General features: G+C 70.8%; 16 protein-coding genes and 1 pseudogene. 9 read left to right on the top strand and 8 right to left on the bottom strand.

Going from position 1 to position 20,066, the window contains the following annotated elements:
• Positions 1-110: 110 nt before the first annotated feature.
• The 3 genes from E4F61_RS10830 to E4F61_RS10820 form a co-directional block, all read right to left on the bottom strand.
• Positions 111-488 carry an H-NS histone family protein gene (locus E4F61_RS10830; RefSeq protein ID WP_133479677.1) on the bottom strand — a complete coding sequence of 126 codons (378 nt, stop codon included), beginning with the start codon at positions 486-488 and terminating at the stop codon, positions 111-113.
• A 96-nt stretch (positions 489-584) separates the two neighbouring features.
• On the bottom strand, positions 585-2,300 hold the full coding sequence (locus E4F61_RS10825) for a proline--tRNA ligase (RefSeq protein WP_133479676.1): 1,716 nt from the start codon (positions 2,298-2,300) through the stop codon (positions 585-587).
• Positions 2,301-2,371: 71 nt separating this feature from the next.
• A complete protein-coding gene (locus tag E4F61_RS10820; protein WP_133479675.1) occupies positions 2,372-2,779 on the bottom strand; it encodes a DUF4124 domain-containing protein in 408 nt (135 codons plus the stop codon).
• Positions 2,780-2,852: 73 nt separating this feature from the next.
• Here E4F61_RS10820 and pssA point away from each other — a divergent pair, with 73 nt between their 5' ends.
• The 4 genes and pseudogenes from pssA to E4F61_RS10800 all read left to right on the top strand — a co-directional run bounded on the left by pssA (position 2,853) and on the right by E4F61_RS10800 (position 4,847).
• Positions 2,853-3,629 carry a CDP-diacylglycerol--serine O-phosphatidyltransferase gene (pssA, locus tag E4F61_RS10815; protein WP_133479674.1) on the top strand — a complete coding sequence of 259 codons (777 nt, stop codon included), beginning with the start codon at positions 2,853-2,855 and terminating at the stop codon, positions 3,627-3,629.
• Positions 3,626-3,889 (top strand): hypothetical protein, encoded by a 264-nt coding sequence (locus E4F61_RS10810; protein ID WP_133479673.1) that lies wholly within the window; start codon positions 3,626-3,628, stop codon positions 3,887-3,889. Before pssA ends, E4F61_RS10810 begins: the two co-directional genes overlap by 4 nt.
• Positions 3,886-4,369 (top strand): annotated as a pseudogene (gene rimI, locus E4F61_RS10805) (ribosomal protein S18-alanine N-acetyltransferase). The gene E4F61_RS10810 and the pseudogene rimI overlap by 4 nt, the downstream one beginning before the upstream one ends.
• 31 nt (positions 4,370-4,400) lie before the next feature.
• Complete coding sequence (locus E4F61_RS10800; protein ID WP_133479672.1) at positions 4,401-4,847, top strand: hypothetical protein; 447 nt, start codon at positions 4,401-4,403, stop codon at positions 4,845-4,847.
• Positions 4,848-4,859: 12 nt separating this feature from the next.
• Here the strand turns inward: E4F61_RS10800 and E4F61_RS10795 are convergent, their stop codons facing one another.
• The 3 genes from E4F61_RS10795 to E4F61_RS10785 all read right to left on the bottom strand — a co-directional run bounded on the left by E4F61_RS10795 (position 4,860) and on the right by E4F61_RS10785 (position 9,738).
• Positions 4,860-7,712, bottom strand: coding sequence for a valine--tRNA ligase (locus E4F61_RS10795; protein WP_133479671.1), 2,853 nt, complete (start codon positions 7,710-7,712; stop codon positions 4,860-4,862).
• Between the two features lie 112 nt (positions 7,713-7,824).
• Positions 7,825-8,250 carry a DNA polymerase III subunit chi gene (locus tag E4F61_RS10790; RefSeq protein ID WP_133479670.1) on the bottom strand — a complete coding sequence of 142 codons (426 nt, stop codon included), beginning with the start codon at positions 8,248-8,250 and terminating at the stop codon, positions 7,825-7,827.
• A 3-nt stretch (positions 8,251-8,253) separates the two neighbouring features.
• A complete protein-coding gene (locus tag E4F61_RS10785) occupies positions 8,254-9,738 on the bottom strand; it encodes a leucyl aminopeptidase (RefSeq protein ID WP_133479669.1) in 1,485 nt (494 codons plus the stop codon).
• Between the two features lie 154 nt (positions 9,739-9,892).
• Here E4F61_RS10785 and lptF point away from each other — a divergent pair, with 154 nt between their 5' ends.
• Positions 9,893-10,984 carry an LPS export ABC transporter permease LptF gene (lptF, locus tag E4F61_RS10780; protein WP_133479668.1) on the top strand — a complete coding sequence of 364 codons (1,092 nt, stop codon included), beginning with the start codon at positions 9,893-9,895 and terminating at the stop codon, positions 10,982-10,984.
• A complete protein-coding gene (lptG, locus tag E4F61_RS10775; RefSeq protein WP_133479667.1) occupies positions 10,981-12,081 on the top strand; it encodes an LPS export ABC transporter permease LptG in 1,101 nt (366 codons plus the stop codon). Before lptF ends, lptG begins: the two co-directional genes overlap by 4 nt.
• Positions 12,082-12,405: 324 nt before the next feature.
• Here the strand turns inward: lptG and E4F61_RS10770 are convergent, their stop codons facing one another.
• Complete coding sequence (locus E4F61_RS10770; protein WP_133479666.1) at positions 12,406-12,843, bottom strand: RDD family protein; 438 nt, start codon at positions 12,841-12,843, stop codon at positions 12,406-12,408.
• Between the two features lie 30 nt (positions 12,844-12,873).
• On the opposite strand from E4F61_RS10770, the gene xerD reads away from it, so the two are divergent.
• From xerD to purL, 3 genes are all read left to right on the top strand, one after another.
• Complete coding sequence (gene xerD, locus E4F61_RS10765; protein ID WP_133479665.1) at positions 12,874-13,848, top strand: site-specific tyrosine recombinase XerD; 975 nt, start codon at positions 12,874-12,876, stop codon at positions 13,846-13,848.
• Between the two features lie 238 nt (positions 13,849-14,086).
• The gene (locus E4F61_RS10760; RefSeq protein ID WP_133479664.1) at positions 14,087-14,926 is read left to right on the top strand and encodes a DsbC family protein; all 840 of its coding nucleotides are present in this window, start codon (positions 14,087-14,089) and stop codon (positions 14,924-14,926) included.
• A 63-nt stretch (positions 14,927-14,989) separates the two neighbouring features.
• Entirely contained in the window at positions 14,990-18,907 is a 3,918-nt protein-coding gene (gene purL, locus E4F61_RS10755) for a phosphoribosylformylglycinamidine synthase (protein WP_133479663.1), read from the top strand.
• A 50-nt stretch (positions 18,908-18,957) separates the two neighbouring features.
• On the opposite strand, the gene E4F61_RS10750 is transcribed toward purL, so the two are convergent.
• A complete protein-coding gene (locus E4F61_RS10750; RefSeq protein WP_133479662.1) occupies positions 18,958-19,791 on the bottom strand; it encodes a hypothetical protein in 834 nt (277 codons plus the stop codon).
• Between the last annotated feature and the right edge of the window lie 275 nt (positions 19,792-20,066).

The following is a 20,066-nucleotide window of genomic DNA, read 5'->3' as shown; positions in this document are numbered from 1 at the left end:
CGTCGCGGGCCTGCTGTTCGGCAACATGCTGCTGCCACCGCGACGCAATCTCTGAGCCTGGCGCAGCGCCCGGATGCGACGACGCCGGCGCGGGGCCGGCGTCGGGTCGATCAGCGGATCAGGAAGTCGTCGAGGACGCGGCCCTTGCTGGTATGCGCCTGCAGCCAGCGCGGCTGCTTGCCGCGACCGCTCCAGGTCTCGCTCTCGTTGTCCGGATTGCGGTACTTCGGTGCGACCTTGCTGCCCGCCATCTTCGACGGCTTGCGCGCCGCCTTGGGCGGCGCGCCGGCGGCCGCGCCGCCCGCCGCGCCGCCGCGCGTGCCGAACAGCTCGGCGATCGAATACCCCTCCGCGCGCGCGATCTGCTCAAGGCGCGCGCGCACCGTCGCGACGGGCTTGCGCTTGCTGAGCACGCTGCGCCGCTTCTTGGCCTGGGCGATCAGGGCTTCGAGCTCCTTGGCGGACATGCTGTTGAGATCGAGTGCCATGGAAACCTCCGGGAAAACCAAAAAGAAAATGGGCCGCCCTTCAGCGGACGGCCCATCCTAACCAGCGGCGTTAATCGCGTAAATCGATCGCGATAATCAGACGCCGCGCACGCGCGCGATCGCGGAATCCCGATCGAGCTGCTCGGCCTCGCTGGCGCGGCGGTGCCGGTATTCGTACGTGCCCGCCTGCAGCCCTCGCTCGGAGACGACGATGCGGTGCGGAATGCCGATCAGCTCGATGTCCGCGAACATCTGGCCGGCGCGCAGGCCGCGGTCGTCGAGCAGCGCATCGACGCCGGCCTGCTGGAGGTCGCGATACAGCGCCTGCGCCGCCTCGTTCACCGCCTCCACGCCCTTCGGGTTGATCACGCACACCGCGACCTGCCAGGGCGCGATCGCGTCCGGCCAGATGATCCCGTTGGCGTCGTGGTTCTGCTCGATCGCCGCCGCGACGATCCGCGAGACGCCGATGCCGTAGCAGCCCATCGCCGGCGTGATCGCCTTGCCCGATTCGCCCAGCACGGTGCACTTCATCGCCTCGGCGTACTTGCGGCCGAGCTGGAACACGTGGCCCACCTCGATGCCGCGGGCGATGCCCAGCGTGCCGGTGCCGTCGGGCGACGGATCGCCCTCCACCACGTTGCGGATGTCGGCGACGAGGTCGGGCTCGGGCAGGTCGCGGCCCCAGTTCACGCCGGCAAGGTGGTAGCCGTCGGCATTGGCGCCGACGACGAAATCGGCCATCGCCGCGACGCTGCGGTCCGCCACGACGAACATGCCCCTCGCGGGCGCGACCGGTCCCAGGAAGCCCGGCGAGGCAGCCAGGTGCTCGCGGATCTCGTCCTCGGTGGCGAGGCGGTATTCCGTCATGCCCGGCAGCTTGGCCAGCTTGATCTCGTTGACGACGTGGTCGCCGCGCACCAGCGCGAGCACGAAGCGCGGGTTGTTCTCGGGGTCGACGCCCATCACCGCGACCGACTTCACCGTGCGCTGCAGCGGAATGCCCATGAGCGCCGCGACGTCCTCGCAGGTCTTCTGCGTGGGCGTGTCGATGCGGCGCATCGCTTCGCTTGCCGCGGGGCGCTCGCCCGGCGACACCGCTTCGGCCAGCTCGACGTTCGCCGCGTAGTCCGAACCCGTCGAGAACGCGATCGCGTCCTCCCCCGAATCGGCGAGCACGTGGAACTCGTGCGAGGCGCTGCCGCCGATCGCGCCGGTGTCGGCGAACACCGCGCGGAACTTCAGCCCCAGCCGCGTGAAGATGCGGCCGTAGGTGTCGTACATGTTCTTGTATTCGCGCCCGAGATCCTCGTCGCTCGCGTGGAACGAGTAGGCGTCCTTCATCAGGAACTCGCGCGCGCGCATCACGCCGAAGCGCGGGCGGATCTCGTCGCGGAACTTGGTCTGGATCTGGAAGAAGTTGACCGGCAGCTGCTTGTACGACGACAGCTCCTGGCGCGCGAAGTCGGTGACGACCTCCTCGTGCGTCGGGCCGTACGCGTACCAGCTGTCCTTGCGGTCCTTGATCTTCAGCAGCTGCCCGCCGAACTTCTCCCAGCGCCCGGTCTCCTCCCAGAGCTCGCGCGGCTGGATGGAGGGCATCAGCACCTCGATCGCGCCGGCGCCGGTCATTTCCTCGCGGACGACGCGCTCCACCTTGCGCAGCACGCGCAGCCCCAGCGGGCTCCACGTGTACACGCCGGCGGCGAGCTTGCGGATCATGCCCGCGCGCAGCATCAGCTGGTGGCTGACGACTTCCGCGTCGGCGGGCGTTTCCTTGGTGGTGTGGAGATGGAACTGCGACAGGCGCATCGGCGGGCTTCGGCGCGGAGAAACGCCATTCTGCCATGCGCCCCCGTCGGGGCCGCCGTCGCGCGGGCGGATCAGCTCCTGCGGGTCGTCACCGCGTTCGCCGCGGGCTGCTCGCAGTACAGCTCCACCTGCGCCTCGGCGATCTTCAGGCGCGAGGCACGCTCGGCCGTCGTGATCTCGCGATCGGGCTTGCCGTCGCGGTCCTCGTCGACGCTCACCTTGCCGTTGCCCTGCAGCAGGGTCAGGTTCCCGCGTGCGTTCGAGCAATCCGAATTGGCGACGGGCTTGGGGGCGGCCGGCGTGGCCGGTCGCTCCCCGAAGGCGCGGCCTTTCAGTTTCTGGCCCGCGGGCGGCGCATCGGCGTAGTGCGTGACGCCCTTGGCGTCCTTCCAGGAATAGACCTGTCCCGCCACGACGGGCAGGGCCGCGGCGAAGGCGAAGGGGAGGAGGGCGAAAGCGAAGCGGATGGGGCGGCGCATGGCGCCTCCGGGAGCGGAATCCGGGCCGATTCCAACACCGCGCGGGTGCCGGGGCAAGCGATACACTGCCCAAATGGAATCATTGCCACCGGTCGTTCAGCCGCGGCCGCGCGCGCGCGGCATCTACCTGCTGCCCAATCTCTTCACCACCGGCGGCATGTTCGCGGGCTTCTACGCCATCATCGCCGCCGCCCAGGGGCACTTTCCCGACGCCTGCATCGCGGTCTTCGTGGCCGCGATCCTCGATGGCCTGGACGGCCGCGTGGCGCGCCTCACCAACACCCAGAGCGAGTTCGGCGTGCAGTACGACTCGCTGGCCGACCTGATCAGCTTCGGCCTCGCGCCGTCGCTGCTCATGTACCACTGGGCCCTCGACACGCTGCCCATGGACGGCCCGACGCCCGGCAAGATCGGCTGGATCGTCGCCTTCCTCTACGCCGCCTGCGCCGCGCTGCGGCTGGCGCGCTTCAATGCGCAGGTCGGGCAGGTCGACAAGCGCTGGTTCATCGGCCTGGCGAGCCCGGCCGCCGCTGGGCTGGTGTCCAGCTTCGTCTGGACCTGCGCGAGCTTCGAGCTGTCGGGCCGTGACCTGCGCTACGTCGCGCTCGGGGTGACGGTCGTCGCGGCGCTGCTGATGGTCAGCCGCCTGCGCTACTTCAGCTTCAAGGGCGGCGGTCCGCGCAACGACCGCGTGCCGTTCCTGGCGATCGTCGTCGTGCTGGCCGTGCTGGTGGCAGTCGCCATCGATCCGCCGACCGTGCTGCTCGGCGTGTTCGCGCTGTACGCGTTGTCCGGCCCGGCGTACTGGAGCTGGCGCCGACTGCGCCGCCCGGCGGAGGTCGCGGCATGACCCTGCCGTGGAGCGGCCAGCAGGTCGAATGGCTGCAGGCCATGGGGCTGGACGTGCTGCAGCGCCCGGCCGGGCGGGCAGCCACGCCCGGGCTTGCGGCCGAAGCGACGGGCGACGTGCCCGCGGGCCTGCTGCGCGCCGCGCGCGGCGTCGACCTCGCGCCACTGCTCGCGCGCCTGGGGCTGCCGCGCGACGTCGCGTCGCGCCGGGCCTTCTGGCGCGAGCTGCGCGCGCTCCGCAAGGCGGCGCCACGCGCATGAGCGCGCTGCCGTCGAGCCCCGGCGGAGTCGCCGCGCTGCGGCCGATGCGCGAGCAGGACGTCGACGCGGTGTTCGCGATCGAGCGACGGGCCTACGAATTCCCGTGGACGGCCGGGATCTTCCGCGACTGCCTGCGCGCGGACTACATCGCCTGGGTGCTCGACATCGAGGGCGCCATCGGCGGCTACTTCCTCACCAGCCTCGCCGCGGGCGAGGCGCACGTGCTGAACATCTGCATCGCGCCCGAACGCCAGGGCCAGGGCCACGGCCGGCGCCTGCTGCGCGCGCTGCTGCACCTGGCGCGCGCGCGGCGCGCAGCGGGTGTTCCTCGAGGTGCGGCCGTCCAACCGGGGCGCGATCGCGCTCTACGAACAGGAAGGCTTCAACGAAATCGGCCGCCGGCCGCGTTACTACCCCGCGCGCGACGGTCGCGAGGACGCGATCGTGATGGCCATCGAACTGCTCGCACCCGAGGCGTAGGATCGGCGCACACCCACCGGAAGGGAGTCCCGTGCGCCGTGCCCTCGTGTTGTCGATCGCGTTGTTCGCCCCGCCCGCCATGGCCGACGGGCTGCCCGTCCTCTCGGCCTATCCGGGTTGCGATTACGAACGCCTGGGTACCGTCGCCGCCCGCGACGGGCGCCGCCCGGACGGCAGCGCCGACGACGCCCGGCTGCGCATGGTCGACTACGGACGTACGTTCGAGCGGCTCGGCGTGGCGGGCGCCGAGCGCGGCGCCAACGCGCTGGTGGTGAACCTGCACGAGGCGGCGTTCTACACCACGGGCGGCCGGCGCTCGGCGCGGCCGGTCTACCTGTCGATGACCGCCGCCGCGATCCGGCTGCGCGATCCCGCGGCCTGCGCGGTCGCGGTGATCGACCCGGACGCGCTGCAGCAGCGCGCGCTGCACGGCGAACTCCAGCCGATCACGCTGGAGCCGTGGTCGTCGGGACCCTGAGGGCCGCGTCGCTCAGCCGAGCTTCGCGCGCTGCGACGCCAGCGCCTCGCGCTGCGTCGTCCAGTCGACCAGGCGCTTGCGCTCCTGCTCGACGACGGCCGGCGGCGCATTGCTGACGAACGTCTCGCTGGCGAGCTTGCCCTGCGCCTTGGCGATCTCGCCGTCGACCCGCTTGAGCTCCTTGTCCAGCCGCGCGCGCTCGGCGCCGAGGTCGACGAGGCCCTCGAGCGGCACCAGAAGCTTCAGGTCGCCGACGACGCCCGCTGCCGAGGCCGGCGCCGCGTTCGCATCGTCGATCGTGCGGATCGAATCGACCTTGCACAGGAACCGCAGCTGCGAGTCGAAGCGCGCGGCGCGCGCGCGGTCGTCCGCGTCGCCGCCGGCCATCAGCAGCGCGACCTGCTTCGACGGCGCGACGTTGAGTTCGCTGCGGATGCGGCGCACGGTGGAGATCACCGCCTTCAGCCATTCGACCGCGGCTTCGGCCTGCGCATCGCCCGGCGGCAGCTCCGCGGCGCGCGGATACGGCCGCAGCATGATCGTCGTCTCCGCGACGCCCAGCTTCGGCGCGACCGCCTGCCACAGCTCCTCCGTGACGAACGGAATCAGCGGATGCAGCAGCGAGAGCAGGCGCTCGAGCACGAACAGCAGCGTGTGGCGCGTGCTGTTCGCGGCGTCCACGTCGTCGCCGTTGAGCGCCGGCTTGGCGAGTTCGACGAACCAGTCGCAGAACTGGTTCCAGGCGAATTCGTACAGCGCCTGCGCGAGCAGGTCGAAGCGGTAGTCGGCGAAATGCTGCTCGGCTTCGGCGGCGACGCGCGACAGCTGCGCGAGGATCCAGCGTTCGGCGTCGGTCTTCGGCTGCGGCACGCCCGAGGCGGTGAAGCCCTCGGTGTTCATCAGCACGAAGCGCGTGGCGTTCCACAGCTTGTTGCAGAAGTTCTTGTAGCCCTCGGCGCGGCCGAGGTCGAACTTGATGTCGCGGCCGTGCGTGGCGAGCGCGCTGATGGTGAAGCGCAGCGCATCGGCGCCGAACGCCGGGATGCCCTCTGGGAACTCCTTGCGCGTGGCCTTCTCGATCTTCTCGGCCATCTTCGGCTGCATGAGGCCCGACGTGCGCTTGGCGACGAGGTCGTCGAGCGAGATGCCGTCGATGAGATCGAGCGGGTCGAGGATGTTGCCCTTCGACTTCGACATCTTCTGGCCCTGCGCGTCGCGCACGAGGCCGGTGATGTAGACGTCCTTGAACGGGACTTCGCCGGTGAAGTGGTCGGTCATCATGATCATCCGGGCGACCCAGAAGAAGATGATGTCGAAGCCGGTGACGAGCACGCTCGACGGCACGTAGCGGTCGAAACCGCGCTCGGCCATGAGTTGCTCGTTCGGCCAGCCCTGCGTGCTGAACGGCCACAACGCGGAGGAGAACCACGTCTCCAGCACGTCGGTGTCCTGCGTGAGTGGCATGGACGCTTCGATCGAATGCGTGGCGCGCACTTCGGCTTCATCGCGGCCGACGTAGACGCGGCCCTCGACGTCGTACCACGCGGGGATGCGATGGCCCCACCAGAGCTGGCGCGAGATGCACCAGTCCTGGATGTTCTCCATCCAGTGGCGGTAGGTATTGATCCAGTTCGACGGGACGAAGCGCACGTCGCCGTTCTCGGCGAGCTCGAGGCCGCGCGCGCCGAGCGTGTCCATCTTCACGAACCACTGGTCCGTGAGGTACGGCTCGATCACCTGGCCCGTGCGATCGCCGCGCGGCACCTGCAGCTTGTGCGGCTTCGTTTCGACGAGCAGGTCCTGCGCTTCGAGGTCGGCGAGCACGGCCTTGCGCGCGTCGAAGCGATCGAGCCCGCGATAGGCATGCGGCACGCCCGCCTCGTCGGCGGGCACGCCGTCGAGGATCTTCGCCTCGGGCGTGAAGATGTTGATCAGCGGCAGCGAATGGCGCTGCCCGACCGCGTAGTCGTTGAAGTCGTGCGCGGGCGTGACCTTGACCACGCCGGTACCGAACGCGCGGTCGACGTAGTCGTCGGTGATGACCGGGATGCGGCGGCCGGTGAGCGGCAGCACGACCGACTTGCCGTGCAGCGACGCGTAGCGCTCGTCATCCGGATGCACCATGGCGGCCGTGTCGCCGAGCATCGTCTCCGGGCGCGTGGTCGCGACGACGAGGTAGTCGCGCGTCTCGCGCAGCGTCTCGTTGCCGTCCTCATCGCGCTCGACGTATTCGTACGTGGCGCCGTCGGCGAGCGGATAGCGGATCGACCACAGCGAGCCGTCCTCTTCCTCGTTGACGACTTCGAGGTCGGAGATCGCGGTCTTCAACACCGGATCCCAGTTGACGAGCCGCTGGCCGCGATAGATCAGGCCGTCCTCGAACAGGCGCACGAACGCCTCGCGCACCGCGTCGGCGGCCATCGGGTCCATGGTGAAGACGCTGCGCGTCCAGTCGCCCGACGTGCCGAGCCGGCGCATCTGCCGTTCGATCGTGTCGCCCGACTTCTGCTTCCACTCCCACACTTTCGCGATGAAACCGTCGCGGCCGAGCGTGTCGCGCGATTCGCCCTTGCCCTCGAGCGCGAGGTTGCGCGAGACGACCATCTCGGTCGCGATGCCGGCGTGGTCGGTGCCCATCTGCCACAGCACGTCGAAGCCGCGCATGCGGTGGTAGCGGATTAGCGCGTCCTGCAGCGTGTGCTGGAACGCGTGGCCCATGTGCAGCGTGCCGGTGACGTTCGGGGGCGGCAGCAGGATCGAATAGGGCTCGCCCGTGCCGCGCGGCTTGAAGACGCCGCTCGCCTCCCATTGCTGGTAGAGGCGCGTCTCGAACTGGGTGGGGTCGTAACCGGGGGCGAGGGACATGGCGATCTTGCGTTCGTGATTCGGAAGGGCGTTCGTGTCGCCGCGGGTCGGCGGAGATGCGGGGCCGTCGTCGCGGATCGGTTGCCGATGCGGTCGCGCAACGGCCGCCGTGTTACATATCGTGCTTCTTCAGCTCCAGGCCGCGCGCCTGGTACTGCTTCCAGCGCTCGCGCAGCGGGCCGCGCGCGGATTCGTCGGCAGGCACCACTTCGAGCACGCGGTCGAACGCGCCATCGACCGCGGCGTCGCGCAGGTTGATCACCAGGGGACGCAGGGCGGCATCGACGTCGGGCGCGGCGATCAGCACCTCGGCCTCCTCCTCGTCCTCGTCGGCACCCGCGATCTGGTGCGGGATGTAGACGTCCTCGCCCATGTCCCACAGCAGGTCATCCAGCGCCTCGGCCTGTTCCTGCGAGCGCGCGAGCACGAGCGTGGGCAGGCCGGCGTCGAAGGCCTTGCGCGCGAGCTCGCAGACGAGCCGGAGCGGCTCGCTGCGAAAGCGCGGCGTGGTGACGAGATAGAAGTCGGCGCGCGCCATGGATCAGGCGGCGCCGGCGCGGTCCATCAGCCACTGCGAGAGCAGGCCGACCGGGCGACCGGTGGCCATGCCGCGCTTGCCTTCGTCGTTGGCGACGCCCGCGATGTCCAGGTGTGCCCAGCGCTGGCCCTCGGTGAACCGCGCGAGGAAGCAGCCCGCGGTGATCGCGCCGGCCCAGCGGCCGCCGATGTTGTAGACGTCGGCGAAGGTGGACTCGAGCTGCGTCTGGTACTCGTCCCAGAGCGGCAGCGGCCAGGCGCGATCGAACACCGCTTCGCCGGCGGCCACCAGCTCGGCCGACAGGTCGTCGGTCTTGGACATCAGGCCCGTGGCGTACTTGCCCAGCGCGACGACGCAGGCGCCGGTCAGCGTGGCGACGTCGAGCAGCGCGGCCGGCTCGAAGCGCTGCGCGTAGGTCAGCGCGTCGCACAGGATCAGGCGGCCCTCGGCGTCGGTATTGCCGACCTCGATGGTCTTGCCCGACATCGAGGTGAGCACGTCGGAGGGGCGGTAGGCATTCGCGTCCGGCATGTTCTCGACCGCCGGCACCACCACCACGAGGTTCACCGGCAGCGCGAGGCCGACCGCGGACACGAACGTGCCCATGACCGTGGCCGCGCCGCACATGTCGAACTTCATCTCCTCGACGCCGCCCTGCACCTTGAGGTTGATGCCGCCGGTGTCGAAGGTAATGCCCTTGCCGACCAGGACGTACGGCTTGGCATCGCCGCCGCCGTCGTACTTCATGACGATGAGCTTGGGCGGGTTGGCCGAGCCGCGCGCGACGGCGAGCAGCGAGCCCATGCCGAGCTGCTCCATCTGCTCGCGGTCGAGCACTTCGCAGCTGCAGTTGTCGAAGCGCGAGGCGAACTCCTGCGCCTGCTGCGCCAGATACGCCGGGTTGCAGATGTTCGGCGGCAGGTTGCCCAGCTCGCGCGCGAACTGCACGCCGGCGGCGATGGCCTGGCCCTGCGCGACGGCCTGCGCGTCGCTCGACGCGATGCTCAGGCGCTTGAGGCCCGGCTCGATCTTCGCCTTCGACTTCTCGCCGAGCGTCGCGGTGTAGCGGTAGGCGGCGTGGTCGGTGGCGATGACGGCCTGGCGCACCGCCCAGGCGGCGTCGCGGCCCTTCACCGGCACCTGCGACAGCGTGGTCACGGCATGCGCGACCGGGCCGGCCTTGAGCGCGCGGGCGGCGTCGCCGACCGCCTTGAGGTACTGCGGCACGCCGAACTTGGCGGCGTCGCCCAGACCGACCACCAGCACGCGCGGCGCGGCGACGTCGGGCAGGTCGTGCAGCAGCGCGGTCTTGCCGGTCTTGCCGCTGGCGTCGCCGCGCTCGATCAGGGCCGAAAGGCGTCCGCCGGAGGCGGCATCGATCGCGGCCGCGGGCTCGGTGAGGGTCTTGTCGGCGAATACGCCGACGATCACGCAGTCCGCCGCGACGGTCGCCGCTGCGTCGGAGGTGAGGTCGAATTCGAGGGCCATCCAGGATTCCGGGAGGTCGTGAAGGGGGATTTACGTACAATCGCCGACCCTGTGGGCCGAAGCGCCGGCGCGAGCCGGGGCAGGTACCCGACCGCGCCATGAGGCGCCGCGCCGGGCCGTTGAACGAACGACGAGTCTAGAACAGCCCCCGCGAATGCTGAAATTCGACCGATACCTGCTGTCCGAATTCGTCCAGGCGACCCTCGCCACGACCCTCGTCCTGCTGATGGTGGCGTTCGGCGCGGTCTTCGCCGACGTGCTGCGCGACATCGCGGAGGGGCGGTTCCCGGCCGACATGCTGCTGCCGCAGCTGGGCCTGCTGTTCCTGAACTGGCTGCCGATCATCCTGCCGCTGGCGCTGATGCTGGGGCTGATGCTCGCCGTCGGCCGCCTCTACCGCGATTCGGAGATGCCGGTTCTGGCCTCGGTCGGCATCGGCCCGCGCCGCCTGCTGCGGCCGGTGCTGGGGCTGGTGGTCCCGGTCGTGGTGGTGGTCGCGCTGTGCTCGCTGTGGCTGGCGCCGTGGGCCGAGCGGGTCTCCAAGCAGATGGTGAACGCGGCCACGCGCAACCTGCTGGTGGCGGGCCTGGAACCCGGCCGCTTCACGCCGATCGGCAACGGCGGCGTGGTCTTCGTCAGCCGGATGTCCAGCGACGGCACCCGCTTCGAGCGCGTGTTCATCTACCGCCAGAAGAAGGACCGGCTCGACGTGACGACCGCGAAGTCGGGCCATCTCGAGGCGGACGAGGACGGCCACCGCTTCCTCGTGCTGGACGACGGGTTCGAGGTCGAGGGCCCGCGCGAGGGCGTGGCGCGTGACTACCGCCTGATGCGCTACCGCAGCAACGAGGCCCAGATGCCCGCGACCAAGGGTCGCTACGACCCCGATGACCCGCGCCTGCTGTCGACGGTGAAGCTCGCCGCCGACCCGCGCCGCGAGGCCAAGGCCGAGCTGCATTCCCGCATCGCGCCGCCGTTCCTCGCGCTCGCGTTCGCGCTGCTGGCGGTCCCGCTCGCGCGCACCTCGCCGCGCGAAGGCCGGTTCGGGCCGATCGCGGTCGGCTTCCTGATCTATCTCGTCGCCACGATGCTGTCGATCGCGAGCGTCAACTGGATATCGAAGGGCAAGATCCCGGTCGCGCTGGGCCAGTGGTGGCTGGTGCTGCCGCTGCTGGCGCTCGGCGCGTGGCTCTACCTCAACGACGGCCGCGTGCGTGCGCCGCGACTGCGCGGGGTGACGCGATGAAGCCGTTCCCGAAGATCCACGACGTCTACGTTGCCAAGGTGGTGATCGGCACGATCCTGCTGACGTGGATGGTGCTGCTCGGCCTCGACGTCATGCTCGCGCTGGTTAGTGAGATCGGCGACGTCGGCAAGGGCGACTACGGCTTCGGCAAGGCCGTGGCGCACGTGGCCTACACCGCGCCGCGCCGCGCGTACACGCTGTTCCCGACGTCGGCGGTGATCGGCGCGCTCATGGGGCTGGGCCAGCTTGCCGCATCGTCGGAACTGACGGCGCTGCGCGCGCTCGGGCTCTCGCGCCGTCGCCTCGGCCTCACGGTCGCGGGCTCGGTCGCGCTGCTCACGCTGCTGATGGTGGTGAACGGCGAGACGCTCGGCCCGTGGGGCGATCGCATGTCCAACATCGTCAAGCAGACGGCGACCAACCGCGACACGGTCGTCGCGCGGTACTCGGGCCTGTGGGCGCGCGAGGGCGAAGTGATCCTCAACGCGCAGGGCGGGCAGGAACGCAGCCAGAACGGCCGCACATGGCTCGAGCTGCGCGACGTGCGCCTGTACGAGTTCGAACCCGACGGACGCCTGAAGTCGATCTCGCAGGCGGCGGTCGCCGAGCATCGACCGGGCAGCTGGCTGCTGCGCAACGTCACGCGCACGCTGTTCGAGGGCAAGTCGGTGCGGCGCGAGACCCTGCCCGAGCAGACCTGGGCCTCGAAGCTGGACACCGCGGCGCTCACCGCCGACCTCGACAGCCCGCGCTACCTCGGTTCGGCGGAACTGCGCGAGGCCATGCAGTACCGCGAACGCAACGGCCTCGACGCCAACGAGTTCGAGGAACACTACTGGGGCCGCTGGTTCTATCCGTTCAACGCGTTGGCGCTGTGCATCGCGGCGGTACCGTTCGCGTTCGGCACGCTGCGCAGCGGCGGGCTCGGTCGGCGCCTGTTCCTCGGCATCGTGTTCTCGCTCGGCTTCTGGCTGGTGCAGGAGACGTTCGTTCGCGCGGCCAACGCGTTCCGCCTCGACTACCGGATCGCCTACGTCGCGCCGACCCTGCTGATGCTCGCGCTCTCGACCGTCCTGTTCCGCCGCCGATCGGGGTGAGCAGTGCCTGCTCGCGCGGCATTGCCGCGCAGGCACTGCGAACGCCCGCGCCGCTGGCGCGGGCCGGGGATTTAGGAAGCAAGCAAACGCGAGCCTGCTCGCGCGGCACTGCCGCGCAGGCACTGCGAACGCCCGCGCCGCTGGCGCGGGCCGGGGATTTCGAACGCAAGCAAACGCGAGCCTGCTCGCGCGGGCCGGGGCGTTTGCCAGGCGAGTAGACCCGGCCAGCCTACGGCTAGGTCGCGCGTGAGGTTCATGGCATCCACGCGCCGCGACTGTGGATGAGGCGCCGACGCCGCGTCCGCGCCGGACACGAAGCGACGATCAGCCCGCCTTCGCCGCGCGTTCCAGCCGCGTCCCGCTCGCGCGGTCGTGCCAGGTGAGCCGGTCGCGATCGATCCACGCCCACCAGAAGCCCAATCCGCCGGCGAGCAGCGACAGCGTGCCCACCGCATAGCGCAGCGCAACCGCGCGCCAGGACGGCGCGCCGCCGGGCGCCACCACGCGCAGCCGCCACGGCCGCATGCCGATGGTCTGGCCACCGCGTCGCCAGCTGAGCGTCGCGTATGCGCCGGTCACCAGCCACAGGAGCGCGAGCTCAAGCCAGCCGGCCGGCGTGTCGGCGCGGACGGGTTCGCCGCGATGCAATGCCATCGCGATCGCGCCGGTTGCGAACCACAGCGCGAGCGCGGGGAACAGGTCGTAGACGAGCGCGAGCAGGCGCCAGCCGACGAGCGCGCGCGCAGGAGGTGTCGATGCCATGCGCGAAGGATAGTCGCTAAGCTCCGGCGCATGGATTCGGACACGGCATCGCGTCGCGCGGGTGGCGTCGCGGCGCGGCGACAGGCGGCGCGGGCGATGCCCGAACTCGGCCCGGCCGACGCGCGGCTCATCGATCGCCATCTCGATGCGACCTGGGCCGAGACCGGCCTGACCGCCGCGTCCCGCGAGAGCTACCGGCGCGATCTCGCCGGCTTCGCGCGCTGGCGCGGCCGCGACGATGCGCTCTCGGCCGCAACGCCGTCCGACCTGTCCGACTACTTCGCCTGGCGCGCGCGCGGCGGCTACTCGCCGCGCAGCAATGCGCGCCTGCTGTCGGCGCTGCGCGGGCTGTACGCATGGTGCGTGCGCGAGCGGATCCGCGGCGACGATCCGACCGCGCGGCTGGGCTCGCCCACGCTGCCGCGCCTGCTGCCGAAGGCGCTCACCGAAAGCCAGGTCGCCGCGCTGCTGGCCGCGCCGGACGTCGACAGCCCGACCGGACTGCGCGACAAGGCGATGCTCGAACTCATGTACGCGACGGGGCTGCGCGTCAGCGAGCTCGTCGGCCTGCCGGCACAGGCGGTGAACCTGCGGCAGGGCGCGCTGCGCGTCACCGGCAAGGGCAGCCGCGAGCGGCTGGTGCCGATGGGCGAGGAGGCGCAGCACTGGCTCGAGCGCTATGCCGCGCAGGCGCGGCCGATATTGCTCGACAAGGGCCGCAGCACGCCGTATCTGTTCGTGGGCGCGAACGGCGAGCCGCTCACCCGCCAGCAGTTCTGGTCGACGGTGAAGCGCATGGCTGCGGTCGCGGGGATCGAGCCGTCGCGCATCTCGCCACACGGCCTGCGGCACAGCTTCGCGACGCACCTCCTGAACCACGGCGCCGACCTGCGCGCGCTGCAGATGCTGCTCGGGCACAGCTCGCTGTCGACGACGCAGATCTACACGCTGGTGGCCCGCGAAAAGCTCAAGCAGCTCCATCGCATGCACCATCCGAGAGGGTGAGGCATGCCGTCGCGCGGCGCGGCGGTTTCCCGGTCTCTGCCGGCCCAAAAGCGCAGCTTCCAGGCGCGCTCTGTGCCAGCGGGCTTTCAGCATCGAGCGCCGGGCGGGCTGGACTGCCGACCGTTCCCACCGGCGCCATCGGCCACGTTTCCGCATCGCTGAAGCCCCGCCAACGCCGCTCACGGCCGCTGGCGGGACGCGTGCCACAATCCGGCTCCCTCCCGAATGTCCGGTCGCGATGCGCCCTCTCCGTTCCTCGATCCTCGTCGCCGTGCTCGGCGTCGCCAGCCTCGCGGCCTGCGCGAAGGTGCCGTCGGACGGCGCGCAGTCGCCGAAGACCGACGCCGCGCTCGCGCGCACCGCCGGCTCCAGCGCCGAGGCCAAGCCCGCCGCCGGCACGCCCGAGGCGCGCGCCGTCGATGCCGTGCACCGGCTCGAGCCGCGCGCGGTGGTCGAGCACGTCGGCGCCGCGCCGATCCCGGGCTTCCGCGAAGCCGTGGTGGGCGGGCAGGTGGCCTACGTCAGCGACGACGGCCGCTACATCTTCATCCCCGGCAACGGCGGCGCGCTCTACGACACGGTGAACAAGGGCAACCTCACCGAGGCCTCGCTGTCCACGCTGCGCAAGACGCTGGTGGCGCGGATCCCCGAGAGCGACCGGATCGTGTTCGCACCGGCGAACCCGAAGCACCGCGTCACCGTGTTCACCGACATCAGCTGCGGTTTCTGCCGCAAGTTCCACAGCGAGATCGCCGAGTACAACCGGCAGGGCATCGCGGTGGAATACGTGGCGTTCCCGCGCGCCGGGATCGGCAGCGAGGACTATCGCCAGATGGTCGCCGTCTGGTGCGCGCCGGACCGCAGGAAGGCGCTCACGGACGCCAAGAACGACCGCATGCCGCCGATGCGCAGCTGCAAGAACCCGGTCGACATGGAGTACGACATCGGCCAGCGTGCGGGCCTGACCGGCACCCCGATGGTGATCGCCGAGGACGGCACGCAGCTGGGCGGCTACGTCCCACCGGCCAAGCTCCGCGAGGCGCTCGACCGGCTCCAGGCGCCGAAAAAGGCTGGCTGAGGCCGGCCCCGGGGCGCGGGACGGTACAATCGCGGGCCCTGCCGTCGCACGGTCCCGCCGGACATGATCGTCCTCGAGGGCGCCCCCGCCCTGTCGCCGTTCCGCCTGGAGCGGCTCCAAGCCCGCCTCCGCAGCCTCCACCCCGATGTCCGCCTGACCGGCACCCGGCACGTCTACTGGGTCGTGCCCGAGCCGGGCGCCGCGCCGGACGTCGCCAAGCTCGGCCAGATCCTCGAAGCCGGCACCGACGTCGCGCCGCGCGACGCCGGCAGCGTCTCGCGCTTCACCACGCCGCGGCTGGGCACGCGCTCGCCGTGGTCGAGCAAGGCCACCGAGCTGCTGCGCGGCGCCGCGTTGCCCGTGCAGCGCGTCGAGCGCGGCATGCGCATCGACGTCGCCGGCTGGCCGGCCGACGCGCCGACGCAGGGTCGCCTCGCGAAGGTGCTGCACGACCCGATGACGCAGTCGCTGCTCGAGTCGAGCGACGACGCGATCGCGCTGTTCGAGGCGCCCTCGCGCGGCGACCTCGAGCGCATCGACCTCGCCGACCTCGAGAACGCGAACGTCCGCCTCGGCCTCGCGCTGGCCGACGACGAGATCGCCTACCTGCGCGAGCGTTACGCCGCGCTCGGCCGCGCGCCCGCCGACGTCGAGCTGATGATGTTCGCGCAGGCGAACAGCGAGCACTGCCGCCACAAGATCTTCAATGCGAGCTGGACGATCGACGGCGTCGACGCGCCGAAGACGCTGTTCGGCATGATCCGCCACACGCACGCGACAACGCCGCAGCACACGCTGAGCGCGTACAGCGACAACGCGGCCGTCGTCGCCGGCTATCGCGCCCGGCGCTTCCGGCCGTCCGGCGCGGGGTTCACCTATCGCAGCGAGGGCGAGGTCGAATCGGCCTTCTGCATCAAGGTGGAGACGCACAACCACCCGACCGCGATCGCCCCGTTCCCGGGCGCGTCGACCGGCGCCGGCGGCGAGATCCGCGACGAGGGCGCGACCGGTCGCGGCGGCAAGCCCAAGGCCGGCCTGTGCGGCTTCTCCGTCTCGCACCTGCGCATCCCGACGCTGCCGCAACCGTGGGAAGCCGAGCGCGCGCTCAATCCGCGCATGGCACCGGCGCTGGAGATCATGCTCGACGGCCCGATCGGCGCCGCCGCGTTCAACAACGAGTTCGGCCGTCCGAACCTGCTCGGCTATTTCCGCAGTTTCGAGCTGCCCGAAGGCGACATCGCGCGCGCCTACGACAAGCCGATCATGCTGGCCGGCGGCCTCGGCGCGATCGACCGCATCCAGGTGCAGAAGCACGGCCTGCGGCCTGGCGACGCGATCATCGTGCTCGGCGGCCCGGCGATGCTGATCGGCCTCGGCGGCGGCGCGGCGAGTTCCGTCGCATCCGGCGAAAGCCACGAGGCGCTCGACTTCGCCAGCGTGCAGCGCGACAACCCGGAAATGGAGCGTCGCTGCCAGGAAGTGATCGACCGCTGCGTGGGCCTCGGCGACGACAACCCGATCGCCACGGTGCACGACGTCGGCGCGGGTGGGCTGTCGAACGCGATTCCCGAGCTGCTGCACGACAGCGACCTCGGCGGCGTGATCGACCTCGACCGCGTGCCGAGTGACGATCCGTCGCTGTCGCCGATGCAGCTCTGGTGCAACGAGTCGCAGGAACGCTACGTGCTCGGCCTGCCGCCGGAGCGCGTCGAGGAATTCGCCGCGATCTGCGAGCGCGAGCGCTGCCCGTTCGCGGTGGTCGGCTACGCCACCGCCGAGGAGCGCCTCGTCGTCGGCCACGGCGCGACGCTCGAGACCGTCGCCGCCGGCGAAACCGGCTGGGCGATCGACATCCCGATGGACGTGCTGTTCGGCAAGCCACCGAAGATGCACCGCGACACCGCGCATCCGCCCGCGCCGAAGTGGCCGGTGCTGAAGTGGGCCGGACTCGACCTGCAGGAGGCCGCGCTGCGCGTGCTGGCGCATCCGACCGTCGCGTCCAAGAGCTTTCTCGTCACGATCGGCGACCGCAGCGTCGGCGGCCTGACCGCGCGCGACCAGATGGTCGGCCCGTGGCAGCTGCCCGTGGCCGACTGTGCGATCACCTTCAGCGGCTTCGACACGTTCGCGGGCGAGACGATGGCGCTCGGCGAGCGCACGCCGCTGGCGCTGCTCGATTCCGCCGCCGCCGCGCGCATGGCCGTGGGCGAGGCGATCACCAACCTCTGCGCCGCGCCGGTCGATTCGCTCGACCGCGTCAAGCTGTCGGCCAACTGGATGGCCGCGTGCGGGCATCCCGGCGAGGACGCGCTGCTGTTCGACGCGGTCAAGGCGATCGCGATGGAGATGTGTCCCGCGATGCAGCTCGCGATCCCGGTCGGCAAGGATTCGCTGTCGATGCAGGCGCAGTGGCATGCGGACGGCGAGACGCGCAAGTCGGTGTCGCCGGTTTCGCTGGTGATCACGGCGTTCGCGCCCGTCGAGGACGTGCGCCTGCAGCTCACGCCGCTGCTCGATCGCGAGGTCGACAGCGAGCTGTGGCTGATCGGCCTGGGCGGCGGCAAGCAGCGCCTGGGCGGTTCGGTGCTGGCGCAGTGCCATCCGGAAGCCGGCGGCAACGACGCATTCCCGGCCTTCGCGGCGGCGAGCGAGCGCGACGGCTTCGGCGTGCCGGACGTCGACGATCCGCAGCGGCTCGTCGAGTTCTTCGAGCTGATGCGCGAGGCGCGCCAGTCCGGCCTCGTGCGGGCCTACCACGACCGCTCCGACGGCGGTGCGTTCGCGACGCTCGCGGAAATGGCGTTCTGCTCGCGCACCGGCCTCGACATCGCGCTCGATGCCTGGGGCGACGATCCCTTCCGCTGCTTGTTCAACGAGGAGCTCGGCGCGATCGTGCAGGTCGCGGTCGAGGACCGCGCGGAGTTCGCCGACCTCGTCGCGCAGCACGGCCTGATCGACTGCGCGCAACGCATCGCCAAGCCGACCGCGACGCCGCAGGTGCGCGTGCGCCGCGACGGCGAGCTGCTGGCCGAATGGTCCTGGCAGTCGCTGTTCGATGCCTGGTGGTCGGCCAGCCACGCGATGCAGCGCCTGCGCGACAACCCCGACTGCGCCGACGAGGAGCGCGCGATCGCGCGCGACTTCAACGCGCCGGGCCTGGTACCCGCGTTGACGTTCGACCCCGCCGACGACATCGCCGCGCCGTACGTGAACACCGCGCGTCCGAAGGTGGCGGTGCTGCGCGAGCAAGGCGTCAACGGGCAGATCGAAATGGGCTGGGGTTTCGACCGGGCCGGCTTCACGGCGGTCGACGTGCACATGAGCGACCTCATCGCCGGCCGCGTCGACCTGCGCGAGTTCGCGGGCCTCGCGGCCTGCGGCGGCTTCAGCTACGGCGACGTGCTCGGCGCCGGCCGCGGCTGGGCCACCAGCGCGCTGGAGCGTGCGTCGGTGCGCGAGGCTTTCGAGGCGTTCTTCCAGCGCTCCGACACCTTTGCGCTGGGCGTCTGCAACGGCTGCCAGATGATGGCGTCGATGGCGCCGGCGATCCCGGGCGCGGAGCATTTCCCGCGCCTGCTGCGCAACCGCAGCGAGCAGTTCGAGGCGCGCCTGGGGCTGCTGCAGATCGTCGAGTCGCCGTCGGTGTTCTTGCGCGGCATGGAAGGCTCGCGGATTCCCGTCGCCGTCGCGCACGGCGAGGGCCGCGTGCACTTCGACGATCCGGCCGCGCGCATGGCCATCGACGTCGCGGCGCGTTATGTGGATGGGCGCGGTGAGCCGGCCACGCAGTACCCGCTCAATCCGAACGGCTCCAGCGATGCCATCGCCGGCTTCGCCAGCCGCGACGGTCGCGTGACCCTGCTGATGCCGCACCCGGAGCGCACGCTGCGCACCGCGAACCTGAGCTGGGCGCCGCGCGACTGGCCCGCCGATTCGCCGTGGTTGCGCATGTTCCGCAATGCGCGGGCCTGGGTGGGCTGAAAAAGAAAAAGGGCCGGTATCCCGGCCCTTTTTTTGTCACACCGCCGCGATCAGCGCGCGCAGGCCGGGGTTTCCCGGTAGAGCAACGTATAGGCGCGGATGAGCGAGTTCAGCGTGGCGCCCGAGTTATTGGACTCGCAGATGCTCTTGCACATCTGCAGCTTGTTGCCCGTGTAGCCTTCGGCGGCGCAGGTCGTGAAACCCGGGCCGGCGGCCCAGGAAACGACGTTTGCCAGATACGCCTGCATGCCGGGCGCAGCGACGCTGCCCTGCAAACTGGCGCCCGGAAGATAAGCATCGAGCGGCATGGCGCCGTAGACGACGCGCCCGCGGCCGTAGGCATAGGCGAGCGACACCACCTGATCCGGATTCGCGGTGGTGGTCAGGCGGATGATCCCGACGGGAAGGGTAGAACCAATCGCATAGCCGTGGTTGGAGGACGAGCCGCCGTCGAGGCTGCTGTCGGTCAGCGTGCCGCCCGGGCCGGTCGCGATCGGCGACCCGGCAGCGATATTCATCTGCGAGCCGCCGCTGCCGACGACCTGGATCATCGGTGCCCCGGGCAGCTTCGCCGCGGTGGCAGGGCCGGGAGACCAGTCGTGGATGATCACCGCCATGCCGTTCGAGACGGCAGTGTCGACCGCACCGTTCTGCGTGAAGGTGCAGGAGTCGACAACGAGGGCGGCAAGGCCGGAAAGGCTCGCCGTGTCGGCGGATGCGATCGCGACCGGCGTATGGCCTGCTGCCGTGATCGCCGCGACGGGCGAACCGCCCCAGCAACCCGGGACATATCCGACGTTGGCAGCCGCGCTGTCGCGGCAGTAGGTGCCGCCGGCAACGGCGATGACGGCGAGCACGAGGCGCGCAGCGAACGATGTATTCATGAGCAATGACCTTGTTGAGTGGTTCGGTGAGTCGGGAGCCCGCTGACCAGGCATCGCGATGCCCGTCATGCGGAGAGCGTTCAAGCAACCCGGCGTGCCGCGGCACAACCGGGTGCGTCGGTCGACTGATGGTTCACGGTTGGATGGCGGCCGCATCCGCGGCCGCGCGACATCGGGAAGCGTCTGCTCGGTGCGGAATCAGCGCGCGCAGGCCGGGGTTTCCCGGTAGAGCAGCGTGTAGGCGCGGACGAGCGAGTTCAGCGTGGCGCCCGAGT

Source organism: Cognatilysobacter segetis (assembly GCF_004359965.1).
In the GTDB taxonomy this organism is placed as follows: domain Bacteria; phylum Pseudomonadota; class Gammaproteobacteria; order Xanthomonadales; family Xanthomonadaceae; genus Cognatilysobacter; species Cognatilysobacter segetis.
The sequence above is the reverse complement of the archived record's forward strand: the minus strand, read 5'-3'. Positions and strand labels throughout refer to the sequence as shown.